The following is a 16,508-nucleotide window of genomic DNA, read 5'->3' as shown; positions in this document are numbered from 1 at the left end:
ACCGAAGCCGGGTGCGACAGGCGCCCAGCTTCATCTTTTTTGCCAGTTTGATGCCGCACTGCAAAAAAGCTGCGACCAACAGTCACTATCCTGTCTTTCCAACCCGAAACCCCCCGGCTATACGGGCCTCGATAGCGGCGGGTAACTGCCGCCGGTTCTGGAAAGTGACATGCTTTTTGCAAACGGCCAGTTTGTGGCCCCCCAGCGTTCGGATAGCTGACGGCCATGCCCAAGCTGACCGTCGATGGAATCGAAGTGGAGGTGCCGAACGGCGCCACGGTGTTGCAGGCCTGCGAAGCGGCCGGCGCTGAAATCCCGCGTTTCTGCTACCACGAGCGCCTGTCCATCGCCGGCAACTGCCGCATGTGCCTGGTGGAAATGGAAAAATCCCCCAAGCCGGTGGCCAGCTGCGCCATGCCGGCTGCCGATGGCCAGGTGATCCACACCCGCACCGAAAAGGTGAAGAAGGCCCGCGAAGGGGTGATGGAATTCCTGCTCATCAACCACCCGCTCGATTGCCCGATCTGCGATCAGGGCGGCGAATGCGATCTGCAGGATCAGTCGCTCACCTATGGCAAGGGCGCCAGCCGCTATGACGAGAACAAGCGGGCGGTGACCGAGAAATATATGGGCCCGCTCATCAAGACGGTGATGACGCGCTGCATCCACTGCACCCGCTGCGTGCGCTTTGCCGAGGAAGTGGCCGGCGTCGAGGAAATCGGTGCCATCGGCCGCGGCGAGTCGATGCAGATCACGTCGTATCTGGAAAAGGCCGTCACTTCCGAAGTGTCGGGCAACGTGATTGATCTGTGCCCGGTGGGCGCGCTCACCTCCAAGCCCTATGCCTTCCAGGCGCGGCCGTGGGAGCTGAAGAAGACCGATTCGATCGACGTGATGGATGCCATCGGCAGCAACATCGTTGTCGGCAGCCGCGGCGCTGCTGTGCTGCGGGTGACGCCGCGCCTGAACGACGACGTCAATGAAGAATGGCTGGCCGACAAGAGCCGCTTTGCCGTCGATGGCCTCTCCGAACGCCGGCTTGATACGCCGTGGGTGCGGGTGAATGGCAAGCTGCAGAAGGCGACGTGGGCCGAAGCGTTCACTGCCGTCGCCGCCGGCCTGAAGGGCCTGAAGGGCGACGAAATTGCCGGCATCGTGGGTGATCTGAACGCCGTCGAAGAGATGGTGGCGCTGCGCGATCTTTTGGCAACGCTGGGCTCCACCCGGATCGAAAGCCGCCAGGATGGTGCGCTGTTCGACACGGGCGAACCGGCGAACTGGCTGTTCAATACCGGTCTGGCCGGTATCGAGACGGCCGATGCCATTCTGCTTGTCGGCACCAATCCCCGTCAGGAAGCAGCCCTGCTCAATGTTCGGCTGCGCAAGGCGGTCAAGAAGGGCGGCGCCAAGGCGTATAATATCGGTCCGGCTGTGGATCTGAGCTTCCCGATTACCCAGCTTGGCGACGATGCGGCGTTGCTGACCGCGTTGCCGGCCGACGTGGTTGCTGCCTTTGCTGCGGCCCAGCGCCCGGCAATCATCCTGGGCATGGGCGCGCTGAAAACATCTGGCCTCTATGCCGCCGCCCGCGCCGCTGCCGTGCAACTGGGCGTGGTCAAGGATGGCTGGAACGGCTTCAACCTCGTCCACACGGCCGCCGCCCGCGCTGGTGCACTGCGGCTGGGCCTCGCCGTCGACGGCGGCGTCAATGCTTTGCTCGGCGATACCGGTGTGAAGGCGCTGTTCTTGGTTGGCGCGGATGAAGTGAACGTGATGGCTGGCCGCTTCACCGTCTATATCGGCACTCATGGCGATCACGGCGTGCGCCATGCCGATGTGATCCTGCCGGCCGCCGCCTACACCGAAAAGCCCGGCACCTATGTGAACATGGAAGGCCGCGTGCAGCGCGCACTGAAAGCCACGCAGCCCCCCGGCGACGCGCGCGAGGATTGGACGATCCTGCGCGCCTTGTCCTCCGTGCTGGGCCAGAAACTGCCCTATGATGATCTGTCGGCCCTGCGTCGCCGCATCGCCGCCGATTGGCCCGATCTGGCCCGCGACGGCCTGATCGCCCGTGTGGGCACCCTCCCAGCCGTGAACGCCGCCCCGGTGCAGGGCGCCCTGCATCTGGCCTACAGCAACTACCACCTCACCAACCCGGTGGCCCGCGCCAGTGCCACCATGGCCGCCTGCGTCTCCTCGCTCATCGTGGTGCAGGAGGCCGCCGAATGACCTACACTGGCTGGTTCGTCGAACAGTTCGGGCAAGGCCCGGGCTGGTTCCTCGCCAATCTGACGCTGATCCTCGCCATTGCCTTCCCGGTGATGGTGGGCGTGGCGTTGGCGGTTTATGCCGATCGCAAGATCTGGGCAGCGATGCAGATGCGGCGCGGCCCCAACGTGGTCGGCCCGTTCGGCCTGCTGCAGACCTTTGCGGACGCCGCCAAATTGTTCCTGAAGGAAACCATCATCCCCACCGGCGCATCGACCGGCGTGTTCCTGCTCGCCCCGATGATCAGCTTCACGCTGGCGCTGGTGGTGTGGGCGGTGATGCCGTTCGATGCCGGCCTGGTGCTGGCCGATCTCAACGTCGGCCTGCTGTATGTCTTCGCCGTCTCCTCGATGGGCGTTTACGGCATCATCATGTCGGGCTGGGCCTCCAACTCCAAATATGCCTTCTTGGGTGGCCTGCGCTCTGCGGCGCAGATGGTTTCCTACGAAGTCTCGATGGGCTTCATCCTCGTTTCGGTGATGATGTACGCGCAGAGTCTCAACCTGTCGGACATCGTGATGAGCCAGAAGGGCAATGTGCTGGGCATATTGAACGGCAACATCTTCAATCCGCTGCTGTTCCCGATGGGCATCATGTTCTTTATCACCGCGCTGGCCGAAACCAACCGCCCTCCGTTCGATCTGCCCGAAGCCGAAGCCGAGCTCGTTGCCGGCTATCAGGTGGAATATTCCTCGATGAGCTTCGCGCTCTTCTTCCTCGGCGAATATGCCAACATCCTCTTCATGTGCGCGCTGATCCCCACCCTGTTCCTCGGTGGCTGGCTGCCGCCGCTCGATTGGGCGCCGCTCTACCTGATCCCCGGCTTCGTGTGGTTCCTGGTGAAGATGGCCTTCATGTTCTTCGTCTTCGCCTGGGTGAAGGCCACTGTGCCGCGCTACCGCTATGACCAGCTGATGCGGCTGGGCTGGAAAGTCTTCCTGCCGTTGTCGCTGTTCTGGGTGATCCTGGTGTCTGGCTGGCTGATCTTCACCGGGCACTTTGTGGCCGCGCCGGGAGCCCTTTGATGTCTGCGCTGCTCCGTTCCGCCAAGGCGCTGCTGTTGTTGGAGTTCGTCTCCGGTATGTGGCTGACCCTGCGCTATTTCTTCCGTCCCAAGGTGACGATCAACTACCCGTTCGAAAAGGGCCCCATCTCGCCGCGCTTCCGCGGTGAACATGCGCTGCGCCGCTATCCCAACGGCGAAGAACGCTGCATCGCCTGCAAATTGTGCGAAGCCGTCTGCCCGGCGCAGGCCATCACCATCGAAGCCGAACCGCGCATCGACGGCAGCCGCCGCACGACCCGGTACGACATCGACATGACCAAGTGCATCTATTGCGGCCTGTGCCAGGAAGCCTGCCCGGTGGATGCCATCGTCGAAACCCCGAACTTCGAATTCGCCACCGAAACCCGCGAAGAGCTGATCTACGACAAGAACAAGCTGCTCGCGAACGGCGAGAAATGGGAACGCGCCATCGCCAGCAACATCGCTGCAGACAGCGAGTGGCGTTGATGGCCGCTTTCGCCTTCTATCTGTTCGCCGGCCTGCTGCTCACCAGTGGCCTGATGGTGATCACGACGCGGAACCCGGTGCACTCGGTGCTGTGGCTGATCCTGGCCTTTTTCAACGCTGCCGGCCTGTTCATCCTGCTCGGCGCCGAATTTCTGGCGATGCTGTTGGTCATCGTCTACGTCGGCGCCGTGGCGGTGCTGTTCCTGTTTGTCGTCATGATGCTCGATATTGATTTCAAGGCGTTGCAGCGCGGCGCCCTGAAGAACCTGCCGCTCGGCCTTGCCGTATCGGGCGTCATCCTTGCCGAAATCCTGCTGGTCGCCATGGGCTGGCAGCCGGGGCAGGGCGTGATCGTGCACGAAGCCCTCGCTGGTCCGCCGGAAGGCATGACCAACACGCAGTGGATCGGCAGCCAGCTTTATACCCGTTATTTCTTCGTCTTCTCCATGTCCGGGCTGTTGCTGCTGGCGTCGATGATCGGCGCCATCGTGCTCACCCACCGCCGCCGCATCGGCAACAGGCGGCAGGATATTGGCGCGCAGGTGGCGCGCACGCCGGCGGGCACGCTGGGCGTCGGCAAGGCTGGCCTTGGCCAGGGGGTGGAATTGTGATCGGGCTCACCCATTATCTTGCCGTTTCGGCTGCGCTGTTCGTTCTGGGCGTGTTCGGTATCTTCCTCAATCGCCGCAACATCATCATCATTCTGATGTCGCTGGAACTGATCCTGCTCGCGGTGAACATCAACCTCGTCGCCTTCTCGGCCTTCCTGCACCAGGTGCATGGCCAGATCTTCGCGATGTTCGTGCTCACCGTGGCCGCCGGCGAAGCGGCCATTGGCCTTGCCATATTGGTCATCTATTTCCGGGGCCGCGGCACGGTGGCGGTTGATCAAGCCGATCTGATGAAGGGCTGACGATGATCACCATCCTCGTCTTCCTGCCTTTGCTCACCGCGCTTGTCGCCGGTTTGGGCGGCCGCGTCATCGGCCATACCGCGGCCAAGGCACTCACCACTGGCGGGCTCTTTGTCTCGGCCGCACTGGCCTGGGTGATCTTCACCGGTTTCTGGCTGAACGATACCGCCGGCTACACCGTTCCGGTGCTGGACTGGATCGAAAGCGGCGGCCTCTCCGTCAAATGGGCGCTGAAGGTCGATACGCTCACTGCGGTCATGCTGGTCGTCGTCACCAGCGTCTCGGCGCTCGTCCACCTCTACAGCTGGGGCTATATGGAGGAAGACCCGTCGCAGAGCCGGTTCTTCGCCTATCTGTCGCTCTTCACCTTCGCCATGCTGATGCTGGTGACGGCTGATAACCTCGTCCAGATGTTCTTCGGCTGGGAAGGGGTGGGCCTCGCCTCATATCTGCTCATCGGCTTCTGGTATCACAAGCCCTCGGCTAACGCGGCCGCCATCAAGGCGTTCGTGGTCAACCGCGTCGGCGATTTCGGCTTTTCGCTCGGCATTTTCGGCACCTTCCTGGTGTTCGGCACCGTCTCCATTGACGCCATCCTTGCGGCCGTGCCGCAGCATAGCGGGCAGACCTTCAGCTTCCTCGGCTCCCAGGTCGACGTGATGACCTGCCTGTGCCTGCTGCTGTTCGTCGGCGCGATGGGCAAGTCCGCCCAGTTGGGCCTGCACACCTGGCTGCCCGACGCCATGGAAGGCCCCACGCCGGTCTCCGCCCTTATCCACGCCGCCACCATGGTGACCGCCGGCGTGTTCATGGTCTGCCGCCTCTCCCCGATGTTCGAAGCCAGCCCCACCGCCCAGGCCGTTGTCTGCGTGATTGGGGCCTGCACCGCGCTGTTCGCCGCGACCGTTGGCATGGTGCAAAACGACATCAAGCGGGTGATCGCTTATTCGACCTGCTCGCAGCTCGGCTACATGTTCTTCGCCGCCGGCAGCGGTGCCTATGGCGCGGCGATGTTCCACCTGTTCACCCACGCCTTCTTCAAGGCGCTGTTGTTCCTCGGTGCCGGCTCGGTGATCCATGCCATGCACCATGAACAGGACATGCGCTTCTATGGCGGCTTGCGGAAGCATATCCCCATCACCTTCTGGATGATGACGATCGGCACGCTGGCGCTCACCGGCTTCTTCTTCACCGCCGGCTATTATTCCAAGGACGCGATCCTGGAAGCGGCCTTCGCCAGCGGCACCAGCCACGGCACCTTTGCGTTCTTTGTCGGGGCATTGGTGGCAGCGCTCACCAGCTTCTATTCGTGGCGGCTGGTGTTCCTCACTTTCTTCGGCAAGCCGCGTTGGGCTGGCAGCGAGCATATCCAGCACGCCGCGCACGGTGATCACGGGCACGGCCATGATGATCACCACGCGCACGATCACGCCCACGATGACGGCACCGCCGGCTATCACCCGCACGAAAGCCCGCTTGCGATGCTGGTCCCGCTGTTCGTGCTTGGCACCGGCGCGCTGCTGGCCGGCTGGGTGTGGCATGAGAGCTTCGTTGGTGCCGAAGAGGGCGCTGGCTTCTGGCGCGGCAGCCTCGCCTTCCGCGAACATCTGATGCACGCCATGCACGAAGTGCCGGCCTGGGTGGTCTACACGCCGTCGGTGGCGTTCTTCCTCGGCCTCGGCCTTGCCTGGCACGTGTTCCTGAACAAGCCGTCGATCCCGATCTGGTGGCAGAAGGAAGTGCCCGGTCTCTACCAGTTCCTGCTGCGGAAATGGTATTTCGATGAGCTGTATGACGCGATCTTCGTGAAGCCGGCCCAGTGGCTTGGCCGCCAGTTCTGGACGCGCGGTGATCAGCAGACCATCGATCGTTTTGGCCCCAATGGCGCTGCCGACATGGTGGTGGTGGGTGCTGGCCTCGCGCGGCGCTTCCAGACCGGGTATGTCTATAGTTACGCACTGGTGATGCTGGTTGGCCTTGCCGCCGCTGCCGCCTGGATGATGCGCTGATGATCCTTTCGTTCATGATCCTGCTGCCGGTGGTGGCAGCCCTGGTGGTGGCGACGCTGCCCGGCGCAGACGCCGAACGCGCCGGCCGCGCCCGTGTCGTGGCGCTGGCAACCACGCTGGTGGAATTCGCGCTGGGCATCTGGCTGTGGACGCAGTTCGACCAGACGACCGCGGCCTTCCAGTTCACGGAAAACTTGCCGCTGTTCGCGCCGTTCCTCAATTGGTCGCTGGGCATCGACGGCATCGCGCTGATGCTGATCGAGCTTTCGGTGTTCCTGATGCCGCTGTGCATCCTGGCCAGCTGGGTTGCCGTGAAAAAGCGCGTGCCGGAATATATGGCGGCGTTCCTGCTGATGGAATCGCTGATGATCGGGACGTTCGCCGCGCGCGACATGTTCCTGTTCTACCTGTTCTTCGAAGGCGGCCTGATCCCGATGTTCCTGATCATCGGCATCTGGGGCGGCGCGCGGCGGATCTATGCGTCGTACAAATTCTTCCTCTACACGCTGCTCGGCTCGGTGCTCATGCTGGTGGCCATGCTGTGGATGGTGAATTTCGCCGGCTCGGCAGACATCGGCGTGTTGAGCCGCACCGATTTCCCCAAGGAAGCCCAGTTCTGGCTGTTCCTCGCCTTCTTCGCCTCGTTCGCGGTGAAGATGCCGATGTGGCCGGTGCACACCTGGCTGCCCGATGCCCACGTCGAAGCGCCCACCGCCGGCTCGGTCATCCTCGCCGGCGTGCTGCTGAAACTCGGCGGCTATGGCTTCATCCGGTTCAGCCTGCCGATGTTCCCCGATGCCAGCGCGCAGCTGATCTGGCTGGTGTTCGGCCTGTCGATGGTGGCGGTGGTCTACACGTCGCTGGTGGCGCTGGTGCAGCAGGACATGAAGAAGCTCATCGCCTATTCATCGGTCGCCCACATGGCGTTCGTCACCAGCGGCCTGTTCGCGCTCAACACACAGGGTATCGAAGGCGCCATGGTGATGATGCTGTCGCACGGCCTGGTTTCGGGCGCGCTGTTCCTGTGCGTCGGTGTGATCTACGATCGGCTCCACACCCGCGAGATCGGGCGCTATGGCGGCCTCGCCGATACCATGCCCAAATATGCGCTGGTGCTCCTGTTCTTCACCATGGCCAGCGTTGGCTTGCCGGCCACCTCGGGCTTTGTCGCCGAATTCCTCGTGCTGCTGGGCATGTACCAGACCAGCACCTGGGCCACCTTCGTGCTGACCACCGGCATCATTCTGGGTGCGGCCTACATGCTCTGGCTCTATGCCCGCGTCGCCTATGGCAAGGCCGCCGGTGACGACACGCGCGCCATGCCGGATCTGTCGCCACGCGAAATCGCCATCCTGGTGCCGATCATCCTCGCCACGCTGTGGATGGGCATTTATCCCAAAAGCTTCCAGGCCCCGATGAAGCCGGCCATCGCAGAAGTCGTCGCCCGCCTCGAAGGCCGTGAACTCGCCACCGTGCCGACCGACATGACGCTGTCGCCCGCGCTGCCGGCGATCGCGGCCCCGGCGCACGCCGCAGAGAGCCACCACTGATGCACCCGATCTTCACCTCCATCGCCATCGCCGGCCCGGAAACCGTGCTCACGCTCGGCAGCCTTGCCGCGCTGATGCTCGGCACCTTCTCGGCCAAGGGCAAGGCCCTCACCGTCACCAGCCTGTTCGCGGTCGCCATCCTCGCGTTGGCCGGTTTCACGTTGCTTGATGCGCCCGCCGGGATGACCCGCGCGTTCGATGGCCTCTATGTCGCCGATGATTTCTCGGCCTTCCTGAAGGTCATCATCCTTGCGGCGTCTGCGGCCTCGGTGCTGCTGGCGCTGCCGTGGCTGCATGAGAGTGGCGCAGGGCGGTTCGAATATCCGGTGCTGATGCTGCTGGCGACGCTGGGGATGACCATAATGGTTTCGGCCAATGATCTGCTTACCCTCTATGTCGGTCTCGAACTCGCGGCGCTGCCGTCCTACGTGCTGGCTGCCTTCCATCGCCAGGATGACCGTTCCGCCGAAGCCGGCCTTAAATATTTCGTGCTCGGCGCGCTCGCCTCGGGTATCCTGCTCTACGGCGTCACGCTGATCTACGGCTTCTCCGGCTCGACCCAGCTCGACGTGATTGCCGGCGTCGTCTCCGGCCAAACCGAGCGCTCTGTCGGCCTCTTGTTCGGCATCGTCTTCATTCTCGCCGGCCTCGCCTTCAAGGTATCCGCCGTGCCGTTCCACATGTGGACGCCCGATGTCTATGAAGGCGCGCCAACCCCTGTGGCCGCCTTCTTCTCGGCCGCGCCCAAGGCGGCGGCGCTGGGCCTGCTGGCGCGGGTGATGATTGTTGCCTTCCCCGGCAACATCGCCGCCGATTGGCAGCAGATCCTGATCTTCATCGCCATCGCCTCGATGGTGCTGGGCGCTGTCGCGGCCGTCGCGCAAACCAACATCAAGCGCCTGCTGGCCTATTCGTCGATCGCCAATATCGGTTTCGCGCTTGTCGGCCTCACGCCCGGCACCCCGGCCGGCATTTCGGCGTTGCTCTTCTACGTCACCGTCTATGTCGCGATGACTTTGGGCAGCTTCTTGGTCGTGCTGCAACTGCGCCGCCCCGATGGCAGCCCGGTCGAAAGCATGGCCGATTTCGCCGGCCTGTCGAAAACCCAGCCGAAACTTGCCGCTGCGCTCGCCATCTTCATGTTCAGCCTCGCCGGCATCCCGCCGCTGCTCGGCTTCTGGCCCAAGTTCGCGGTGTTCCAGGCTGCCATAGCCTCCGGCCTGATCGCTTTGGCGCTGATCGGCTTCGTCGCCTCGGTGATCGCCGCCTTCTATTATCTGCGCCTCATCAAGATCATGTATTTCGATGAGCCCGCCGTGTCGCTGGCCACGGAAGGCAGCGCGGTCAACGGCACCATGATCGCCGCGTGCGCGCTGTTCTGCTCGCCCATCGGCATGCTGGCCATTTCGCCGCTGGTCGCTGCCACCGCCCGCGCTGCCGCGGCGCTGTTCCCGGCTTGAGCGGCTTCACCCACCTCGCAGAGGTCGGTTCCACCAACGATTGGCTGCTGGCCCGCGCCGAGGCGCTGCCCGACGGCCATTGGGTGATCGCCGATCGCCAGACTGCTGGTCGCGGCCGCCGGGGCCGGGTGTGGAACGATGGTGCCGGCAATTTCATGGGCAGCGTGCTGGTCAAGGCGACCGGTCAGGTTCAGCAACTCAGCTTCGTCGCCGCGCTCGCTTTGCATGATGCACTGTCATCGCTCACCGGTCAGACGGCCCGCTTCGCCCTCAAATGGCCCAACGACGTGCTGCTGGACGGCACCAAGTGCTCCGGCATCCTGCTCGAACGCGTTGGCGAAGCGCTGGTGATCGGCATGGGCGTCAACCTCGCGCATCACCCCGATGGCACCGAACGCCCCGCCACCAGCCTCGCCGCCGCCGGCCTCGCGGTGCCGACGCCGGCCGCGTTGCTCGACGAACTCGCCGCTGCCTTCAGTCATTGGCGCGAGACATGGGCCGCGCACGACTTCGGCCCCATCCGCGCCGCTTGGACCGCGCGCGTAGCTGGCGTCGGCGCCCGCATCGTCGCTCGGCTCGGCAACGATAGCCCGGAAGGCCTCTTCACCGGCCTCGCCGATGATGGCGCCCTGCTGATGCAGCTTGACGATGGCAGCACGCGTGCCATCCACGCCGGTGAAGTATTCGCGTTGTGAACCGGGAGAGGCCCGATGCTGCTCGCCATTGATGTCGGCAATACCAACATCGTCTTTGCGTTGTGCGATGGCAATGTCATCGCCCAACGCTGGCGCATTTCCACCGATGGCCAGCGCACGGCGGATGAATATGCCGTGTGGCTGCACCAGTTGATGGCGCTGGAAGGCGTGGCGATGGGCAGCGTCGATGCCGCCATCATCTCCACCGTGGTGCCGCAGACCCTGTTCAATCTGCAGCGCCTGTGCCGCAAATATTTCAGCGTCGAGCCCGAAGTCGTCGCCATCGGTGCGATCAACCTGGGGCTGACCATTGCTTTGCCCAACCCGGCCGAAGTCGGCGCCGATCGCCTGGTCAATGCCGTTGCCGCCCATGCGCTGTGGCCGGGCAACCTCATCATTGTCGATTTCGGCACCGCAACCACCTTCGATGTGGTATCAGCCGATGGTGCCTATCAGGGCGGGGCCATCGCGCCGGGTATCAACCTGTCGATGGACGCGCTCTATCAGGCCGCCGCCAAGCTGCCGCGCATCGCTGTCGAACCGCCGCCGGGCAATCTTGGCGCGATCGGTAAAGGCACCGTCCACGCCATGCAGTCAGGCGTGTTCTGGGGCTATGTCGGCCTGATCGAAGGGCTGGTGACCCGGCTTTGCCAAGAGATCGTCGGCCCGGTCACCGTGATTGCGACGGGCGGTCTTGCCACCTTGTTCCAACGCCACACCACTGCCATAGCCCATGTTGACGGCGACCTGACCATCAAGGGTCTCATCCGCCTCCACCAATGGAACGCAAAGAACCCAACATAATGACCCCTGGTGACGAGTTGATTTTCCTGCCCCTGGGCGGCTCCGGCGAGATTGGCATGAACGTCAATCTCTATGGCTGCCAGGGCAAATGGGTGATGGTCGATCTCGGCATGACCTTTGGTGACCCGCGCTATCCGGGCATCGACGTGGTGTTGCCCGATCTCGCCTTCATCGAGGAGCGCCGCAAGGATCTGCTCGGCATCGTGCTCACCCACGGCCATGAAGATCATATCGGCGCCATCCCCTATCTCGCCGCCGAACTGAAGGTGCCGCTGTACGCCACTCCGTTCACCGCCGGCCTGATTGCGAAGAAGCTGGAGGAAGAAGGGCTGCAGGACGAGGTGAAGCTGAAGATCATTCCGATGGGCGGCACGCTCAAGCTGGGTCCGTTCGGTTTCACCTATGTCGCGCTTGCCCACTCGATCCCCGAAGGCAATGCGCTCATCATCGATACGCCCTATGGCCGCATCTTCCACACTGGTGACTGGAAGCTGGATGATGCGCCGCAGATGGGCACCCCGGCCTCCGCCGCGCAGCTGACCGCCATCGGCGACAGCGGCATTCTGGCGCTGGTCGGCGACAGCACCAACGTCTTCAACCCCGAAGCCTCGGGCAGCGAAGCCGATGTGCGCGATGGCCTGATGCGCGTCGTCAAGGCGCGCAAATCCGGCCGCGTGCTGGTGACGACCTTTGCCAGCAACGCCGCGCGCCTCGGCACGCTGGGTGCCGTTGCCAAGGCCTGTGGCCGCGAGCTTGTGTTGGCCGGCCGCTCGATGGACCGCATCGTCGGCGTCGCCCGCGCTACGGGCTATCTGAAAGACCTGCCCGAACCCATCGATTGGGACACGGCGATGAGCCTGCCACGCAACAAGGTGCTGATCCTGTGCACCGGCGCACAGGGCGAACCGATGGCGGCGCTGTCGCGCATCGCCGAAGGCAGCCACCCCAAGCTGCGACTGGAGCCGGGCGACCTGGTCGTCTATTCCTCCAAGCAGATTCCGGGCAATGAACTGAGCATCGGCCGCGTCCAGAATGCGCTGGCCACGCGCGGCATCGACATCATCACCGAAAAACAGGCCCATGTGCACGTTTCCGGCCACCCCGGTCAGCCGGAACTGGAAGCCATGTACGAATGGATCCGGCCCGAAATCGCTATCCCCGTGCACGGCGAACGCCGCCACATGGAAGAACATGCCAAGCTGGCCAAGGACTGCGGCGTGCCCAAGGCCATGGTGCCGATCAACGGCAGCGCCATCCGATTGGCGCCTGATGGGCCAAAGCTGATTTCCCACGAAAAGGCTGGGCGGCTGCTGCTGGACGGCGATGTCATCCTGCCCGCCGACGGCGCGACCATCGTCGAACGCCGCCGCATGAGCCAATATGGCCTGATCGCGGTGAGCGTGGTCGTCGGCAAGAATGGCCTGCCCGCCGCCACACCCAAGGTGAGCGCGCACGGCGTGCCGGTGGAGGAAGACAAGGACGACTTCCTCGCCGAATGCGCCGAAGCCGCCGAAAAGGCCGCCGCCAAGGGCGATCCGAAACGTGCCGAGCACTATGCCGAAGCCATCCGCGTCGCCGTGCGCCGCATCGCCCGCGAATGGACGGGCAAGAAGCCGGTCACGGATGTGCAGGTGACCCGACTGTGAAGCCCCAGTCAGCTCTGGCCATCTACCTGCTGTTCTGGACGCTCACCCTCTTCGCCGTCCTTCCCTTCGGTGTGCGCACGACCGAAGAAGACGGCAGTGAGCCCGTTCCCGGCCAAGCCAGCTCCGCCCCATCCAACCCGATGATCGGCAAGAAACTGCTGTGGACCACCCTGATCAGTGGCGTGATCTTCGGCCTGTTCATGGCCAATTATGAATTCGGCTGGATCGTCGTGGACGACGTCCCCTTCTGGCGCACCCGCGGGCCGTACGCCCCAGTGAAGGCAGGGTAAGAGGCCTCCGGCGGGCAGGGTCGCAGACCCTGCACCCGTTCGTTTGAGGGCATCCTTTTTCAACGGTAGCCATCATGCTGGCGTATGATGGGCCGCCCGAAAACGAAAGTGGGTGCAGGGGCTCAGCCCTGCATCTCCGCTGTCATGCGGTCAAAGAACACGCCATCGTCCATCGTGTCGCTCATGGCGATCCAGGCATCGTCACTCATGCGGGTGCGCATGCCGATGAACATCTGCGAATCGTCGCCGCACAGCGTGCGGAAAGCGGTGTTGCGGCCGCTGACGATATCCAGCACCGCGTTTGCCACCACGGCGGGCGGCGTGCCCTTATCCGCATCGGCGTTCATGGCCACCATGCGGCGGCCGCTGGGATTCTCGCTGTCGGCACGCGGCTGCGGCAGGTTGGCGACGGCCATATCGGTGGCGATGATGCCCGGTTCGACCAGCGCGACTCGCACGCCAAAGGGCGCCAGTTCCTGGGCTGCCACTTCGCTGGCGGCTTCCAGCGCGAATTTCGACGGGCCGTAGGCGCTGTGCGAGAACACCGCCATCCGGCCGGCGATCGACGAGAGGTTGATGATCAGTCCTTGGCGGCGTTCGCGCATCGCCGGCACCACGGCTTTCATGCAGCGCACCGGCCCGAAGAAATTGGTGTTCATCACCGCCTGGATCATGGCCATGGATTCATCTTCCAGTGCGTTGATCGAGAGGATGCCGGCGTTGTTGATCAGCACATCGACGTTGGCCATGCCTGCTTGCGCAAACAGCGCGGCGACGGAGGCATCATCATCGACATCCAGCGCGGCCAGGCTGATCGCCAGGCCTTCCTTCGCCGCGATGTCAGCCAGGTCGCAGCCATTGGGATCGCGCATGGTGGCCACCACTTCGTGGCCGGCGCGTGCCAGCGTCAGCGTGATTTCGCGGCCGATGCCGCGCCGTGCGCCGGTGACCAAGATGCGAGCCATGCTGCTCTCCCCCGCTTGCGTTAAGTTGCAGCATCCTGACACGGATGCCGGATCAAGCCCAACACAACGACGCAAAAGGATGGCGCAAACAAAAGTGGGTGCAGGGGCTCAGCCCCTGCCCGCCGGAGGCGTCTTTCAGTTAAATCGCCCGGCGGCCTGGCCAATGGCCAGATACAGCTTGCCCAAAGTGGACGACAGCAGAGTCGCTCCCAGTGCCTCGCCGCCGCGTTCCGGCACCACATCGGCGACCAGCGATTCGAATTCCTGCAGATAGCGGCTGGCTTCGGTGCGGAATTCGGGATCGTGGGTATAGTGGCGCACGAACTGGCGGCCGGCGCCACTGTCCAGCCCGTGGGCGAGGCGGCGGGCGATGGCGCTGGCATCGCCGGCGGCGTAATCGGCCCAGGTCTTGTCGTCGATGTCGTAATCCAGCAGCTTGGCCAGATCGATGGCGCTGGATTGCAGGCTGTCGATCAGGCCGTTGGCGCGGCGGCCCAGGGCGTTGCGGATGCGTACTTCGGCACGGGTTTCCACCGCGTCCACATGCGCTTCCACATCCGAAAGAGTGCGGGCCAGCCCGACCAGGCGCTGTGCCACGCGTTCGGCGGCGGCCTGCGCGGATTCGCCGGCGCGGCCCTGCAATTCCATCAGTTCCTCGATGCGATCGCGGATCGGCGCGGCGAACGCTGCTTCGGTGCGACTGATGGCGGCCCTGTCCAGCGCTTCCTCGGCTTCGAGGATCACCCCGGCCAGTGCGGTGCGCATCGCGCCGGCGGCATTGTCGGCCACTTCGCGCACGCGGGCGAACGTGTCGATCAGGTCGCCCGATGCCGTCAGGCTCAGGCGGCTGGTGTCGTCTTCCAGCGCGCGCATCTGTTCCTGGGCGCGGGCGATGGCGTCGGCCAGTTCGTCGGTCGTGGAGGTCAGTGTTTCGCGGGCCACAGTGAGCCGGTTGCTGGCGTCGTTCAGCGTTGCGCTGCCCGATTCCAGCGGTTCGGCCAGGGTTGCGGCCTGTTCCTTGATGCTGGCCAATTGCGCTTCCAGCCCGGCGATCTGGCCGCGCAGCGCACTCACCTGCTGTTCGCCGGTCGGCAACTGGGCTTCGAACAGGGCAATCGTGCGGCCGGCTTCGCTGCCCATGGCTTCCAGCCGCAGCTGCACGGTGGCGAGCGCGGCATCGGCGTCGCCCAGCGGTGCGGTGAAGCCGGCCACCGTCACGTTGGCGGCAGCCAGGCGGGCATCAAGGCCGGACAGCGCCTCGCTGTTGCTGGCGATGGCGGCGGCGAGCCGGGTTTCCAGCGCCTCCACCCGGCTGCCCAGCTCGTCCACCAGCGCCGCGGCATTGCGGCCGCTCACTTCGATCTCGCCGGCCACCTTGCTGGCCAGCAGTTGCAGGTTGGCGAGTCGTTCATCCAGTTCCCGCGCGCCTTCCCCGCCAATGTGCGCCAGCGCGGTGCGGGCCTGATCGACACTGGCCAGCATTGCGCTGGTCTGCGCGTGCACGGCGTCGCGGGTCTGCTCGACCGAGAGGCTCGTGCGGGTGAAGGCATCGTCGATGGCCGCGTTGAGCGCACCGATCGGTGTCTCCACCGCTTCGCGCGCCTGGGCGGCGGCGTTGGCCATGGCTTCAAGACCGGACTGGCTGGCCTGGGCCAGCGCATTGATCTCGCCGCGGCTGGCCTGGGCGGCGGCGCGGGCTTCGGCTTCGGCTTCGCTGGCGCGGGTGTAGAGGCTGGCCAGCAGGGTTTCGGTTTCGGCCAACTGGCTGCGCAACTGGTTGTCCACCCGGGTCATCAGCTCGCTCAAGGCTTCGGCCTGGCTGCTGGCGACAGGGACAGCGCCGGCGAAATCCGTGCTTGCAGAGACGGCTTTGGCCACCGTTGCCGACAGCCGATCGTTGGCGCTGTCGAGCGCGCTGGCCACGCCGGCGATGGCGCTGCTGTGGCTGGCCACTGGTGCTTCCATCGCGGCCATGCGCGCGGTGGCGGCGGCCAGCTGCTCTTCCAGCCGGGTGAGGGATTCGGCGCTGTGCTCCAGCCACTCGGCGGCCTGGGAAGCGCGCGCATCAGCAATGGCGGCACGGGCGGCGTTCACAGCCCCAGCATCGCGCAACTGCACGGCGGCCAGCAGCGCCACGCCCACTGGCCCGGCCAGCGCGGCCAGCATCAGCAGCAGCGGCTGCAGCTTGGCCGAAACGGCAATCGCGCCGGTGGCGGTGCCCCAGGTGGCGATGATGGCAGCGGCCCAGGCCAGACTGGCGATGATCGCAAGGATCCAGGGCCAGCGGCGCGATTCAGGAGGAGCCAGAAAATCACCCATGGAAAAGCACAAACAGGAAAAGGGGCCGCCGTTCAAGCCGGCAGCCCCTTTTCACCGAACTATCCACAAGATT

Annotated in this window: 14 protein-coding genes; 12 read left to right on the top strand and 2 right to left on the bottom strand. The window is 64.5% G+C overall.

Translation table 11 applies throughout. From position 1 onward, the window contains the following. Window positions 1-225: 225 nt before the first annotated feature. Genes nuoG through G566_RS0107730 form a run of 12 tightly spaced genes read left to right on the top strand, consistent with a single transcriptional unit; the run spans window position 226 to window position 13,151 of the window. Entirely contained in the window at window positions 226-2,232 is a 2,007-nt protein-coding gene (nuoG, locus tag G566_RS0107785) for an NADH-quinone oxidoreductase subunit NuoG (protein WP_022680112.1), read from the top strand. After that, window positions 2,229-3,296: an NADH-quinone oxidoreductase subunit NuoH gene (gene nuoH, locus G566_RS0107780; RefSeq protein ID WP_022680111.1), complete on the top strand. Its 1,068-nt coding sequence runs from the start codon at window positions 2,229-2,231 to the stop codon at window positions 3,294-3,296. The genes nuoG and nuoH overlap by 4 nt, the downstream gene beginning before the upstream one ends. Continuing rightward, window positions 3,296-3,784, top strand: coding sequence for an NADH-quinone oxidoreductase subunit NuoI (gene nuoI / locus G566_RS0107775; RefSeq protein WP_022680110.1), 489 nt, complete (start codon window positions 3,296-3,298; stop codon window positions 3,782-3,784). Before nuoH ends, nuoI begins: the two co-directional genes overlap by 1 nt. Next, on the top strand, window positions 3,781-4,395 hold the full coding sequence (locus G566_RS0107770) for an NADH-quinone oxidoreductase subunit J (protein WP_029131409.1): 615 nt from the start codon (window positions 3,781-3,783) through the stop codon (window positions 4,393-4,395). Before nuoI ends, G566_RS0107770 begins: the two co-directional genes overlap by 4 nt. Further along, complete coding sequence (gene nuoK, locus G566_RS0107765; RefSeq protein ID WP_022680108.1) at window positions 4,392-4,697, top strand: NADH-quinone oxidoreductase subunit NuoK; 306 nt, start codon at window positions 4,392-4,394, stop codon at window positions 4,695-4,697. The genes G566_RS0107770 and nuoK overlap by 4 nt, the downstream gene beginning before the upstream one ends. Window positions 4,698-4,699: 2 nt before the next feature. After that, window positions 4,700-6,706 (top strand): NADH-quinone oxidoreductase subunit L, encoded by a 2,007-nt coding sequence (gene nuoL / locus G566_RS0107760; protein ID WP_022680107.1) that lies wholly within the window; start codon window positions 4,700-4,702, stop codon window positions 6,704-6,706. Continuing rightward, window positions 6,706-8,256 (top strand): NADH-quinone oxidoreductase subunit M, encoded by a 1,551-nt coding sequence (locus G566_RS0107755; RefSeq protein WP_022680106.1) that lies wholly within the window; start codon window positions 6,706-6,708, stop codon window positions 8,254-8,256. Before nuoL ends, G566_RS0107755 begins: the two co-directional genes overlap by 1 nt. Continuing rightward, window positions 8,256-9,716 (top strand): NADH-quinone oxidoreductase subunit NuoN, encoded by a 1,461-nt coding sequence (nuoN, locus tag G566_RS0107750; RefSeq protein ID WP_022680105.1) that lies wholly within the window; start codon window positions 8,256-8,258, stop codon window positions 9,714-9,716. The genes G566_RS0107755 and nuoN overlap by 1 nt, the downstream gene beginning before the upstream one ends. Then, a complete protein-coding gene (locus G566_RS0107745) occupies window positions 9,713-10,411 on the top strand; it encodes a biotin--[acetyl-CoA-carboxylase] ligase (protein ID WP_022680104.1) in 699 nt (232 codons plus the stop codon). The genes nuoN and G566_RS0107745 overlap by 4 nt, the downstream gene beginning before the upstream one ends. Window positions 10,412-10,426: 15 nt before the next feature. Further along, window positions 10,427-11,215, top strand: a complete 789-nt coding sequence (locus G566_RS0107740) for a type III pantothenate kinase (protein WP_022680103.1) — start codon at window positions 10,427-10,429, stop codon at window positions 11,213-11,215. Beyond that, on the top strand, window positions 11,215-12,861 hold the full coding sequence (locus tag G566_RS0107735) for a ribonuclease J (protein WP_022680102.1): 1,647 nt from the start codon (window positions 11,215-11,217) through the stop codon (window positions 12,859-12,861). Before G566_RS0107740 ends, G566_RS0107735 begins: the two co-directional genes overlap by 1 nt. Next, complete coding sequence (locus tag G566_RS0107730) at window positions 12,858-13,151, top strand: DUF1467 family protein (RefSeq protein WP_022680101.1); 294 nt, start codon at window positions 12,858-12,860, stop codon at window positions 13,149-13,151. The genes G566_RS0107735 and G566_RS0107730 overlap by 4 nt, the downstream gene beginning before the upstream one ends. A gap of 122 nt (window positions 13,152-13,273) precedes the next feature. On the opposite strand, the gene G566_RS0107725 is transcribed toward G566_RS0107730, so the two are convergent. Next, window positions 13,274-14,116, bottom strand: a complete 843-nt coding sequence (locus tag G566_RS0107725) for an SDR family NAD(P)-dependent oxidoreductase (protein ID WP_022680100.1) — start codon at window positions 14,114-14,116, stop codon at window positions 13,274-13,276. 135 nt (window positions 14,117-14,251) lie between these two features. Further along, window positions 14,252-16,435, bottom strand: a complete 2,184-nt coding sequence (locus G566_RS0107720; protein WP_022680099.1) for a coiled-coil domain-containing protein — start codon at window positions 16,433-16,435, stop codon at window positions 14,252-14,254. Window positions 16,436-16,508: the final 73 nt, after the last annotated feature.

It is taken from the genome of Sandarakinorhabdus limnophila DSM 17366, assembly GCF_000420765.1.
In the GTDB taxonomy this organism is placed as follows: domain Bacteria; phylum Pseudomonadota; class Alphaproteobacteria; order Sphingomonadales; family Sphingomonadaceae; genus Sandarakinorhabdus; species Sandarakinorhabdus limnophila.
Note: the sequence above shows the minus strand (reverse complement) of the source record. Positions and strands in the feature narration are given on the sequence as shown.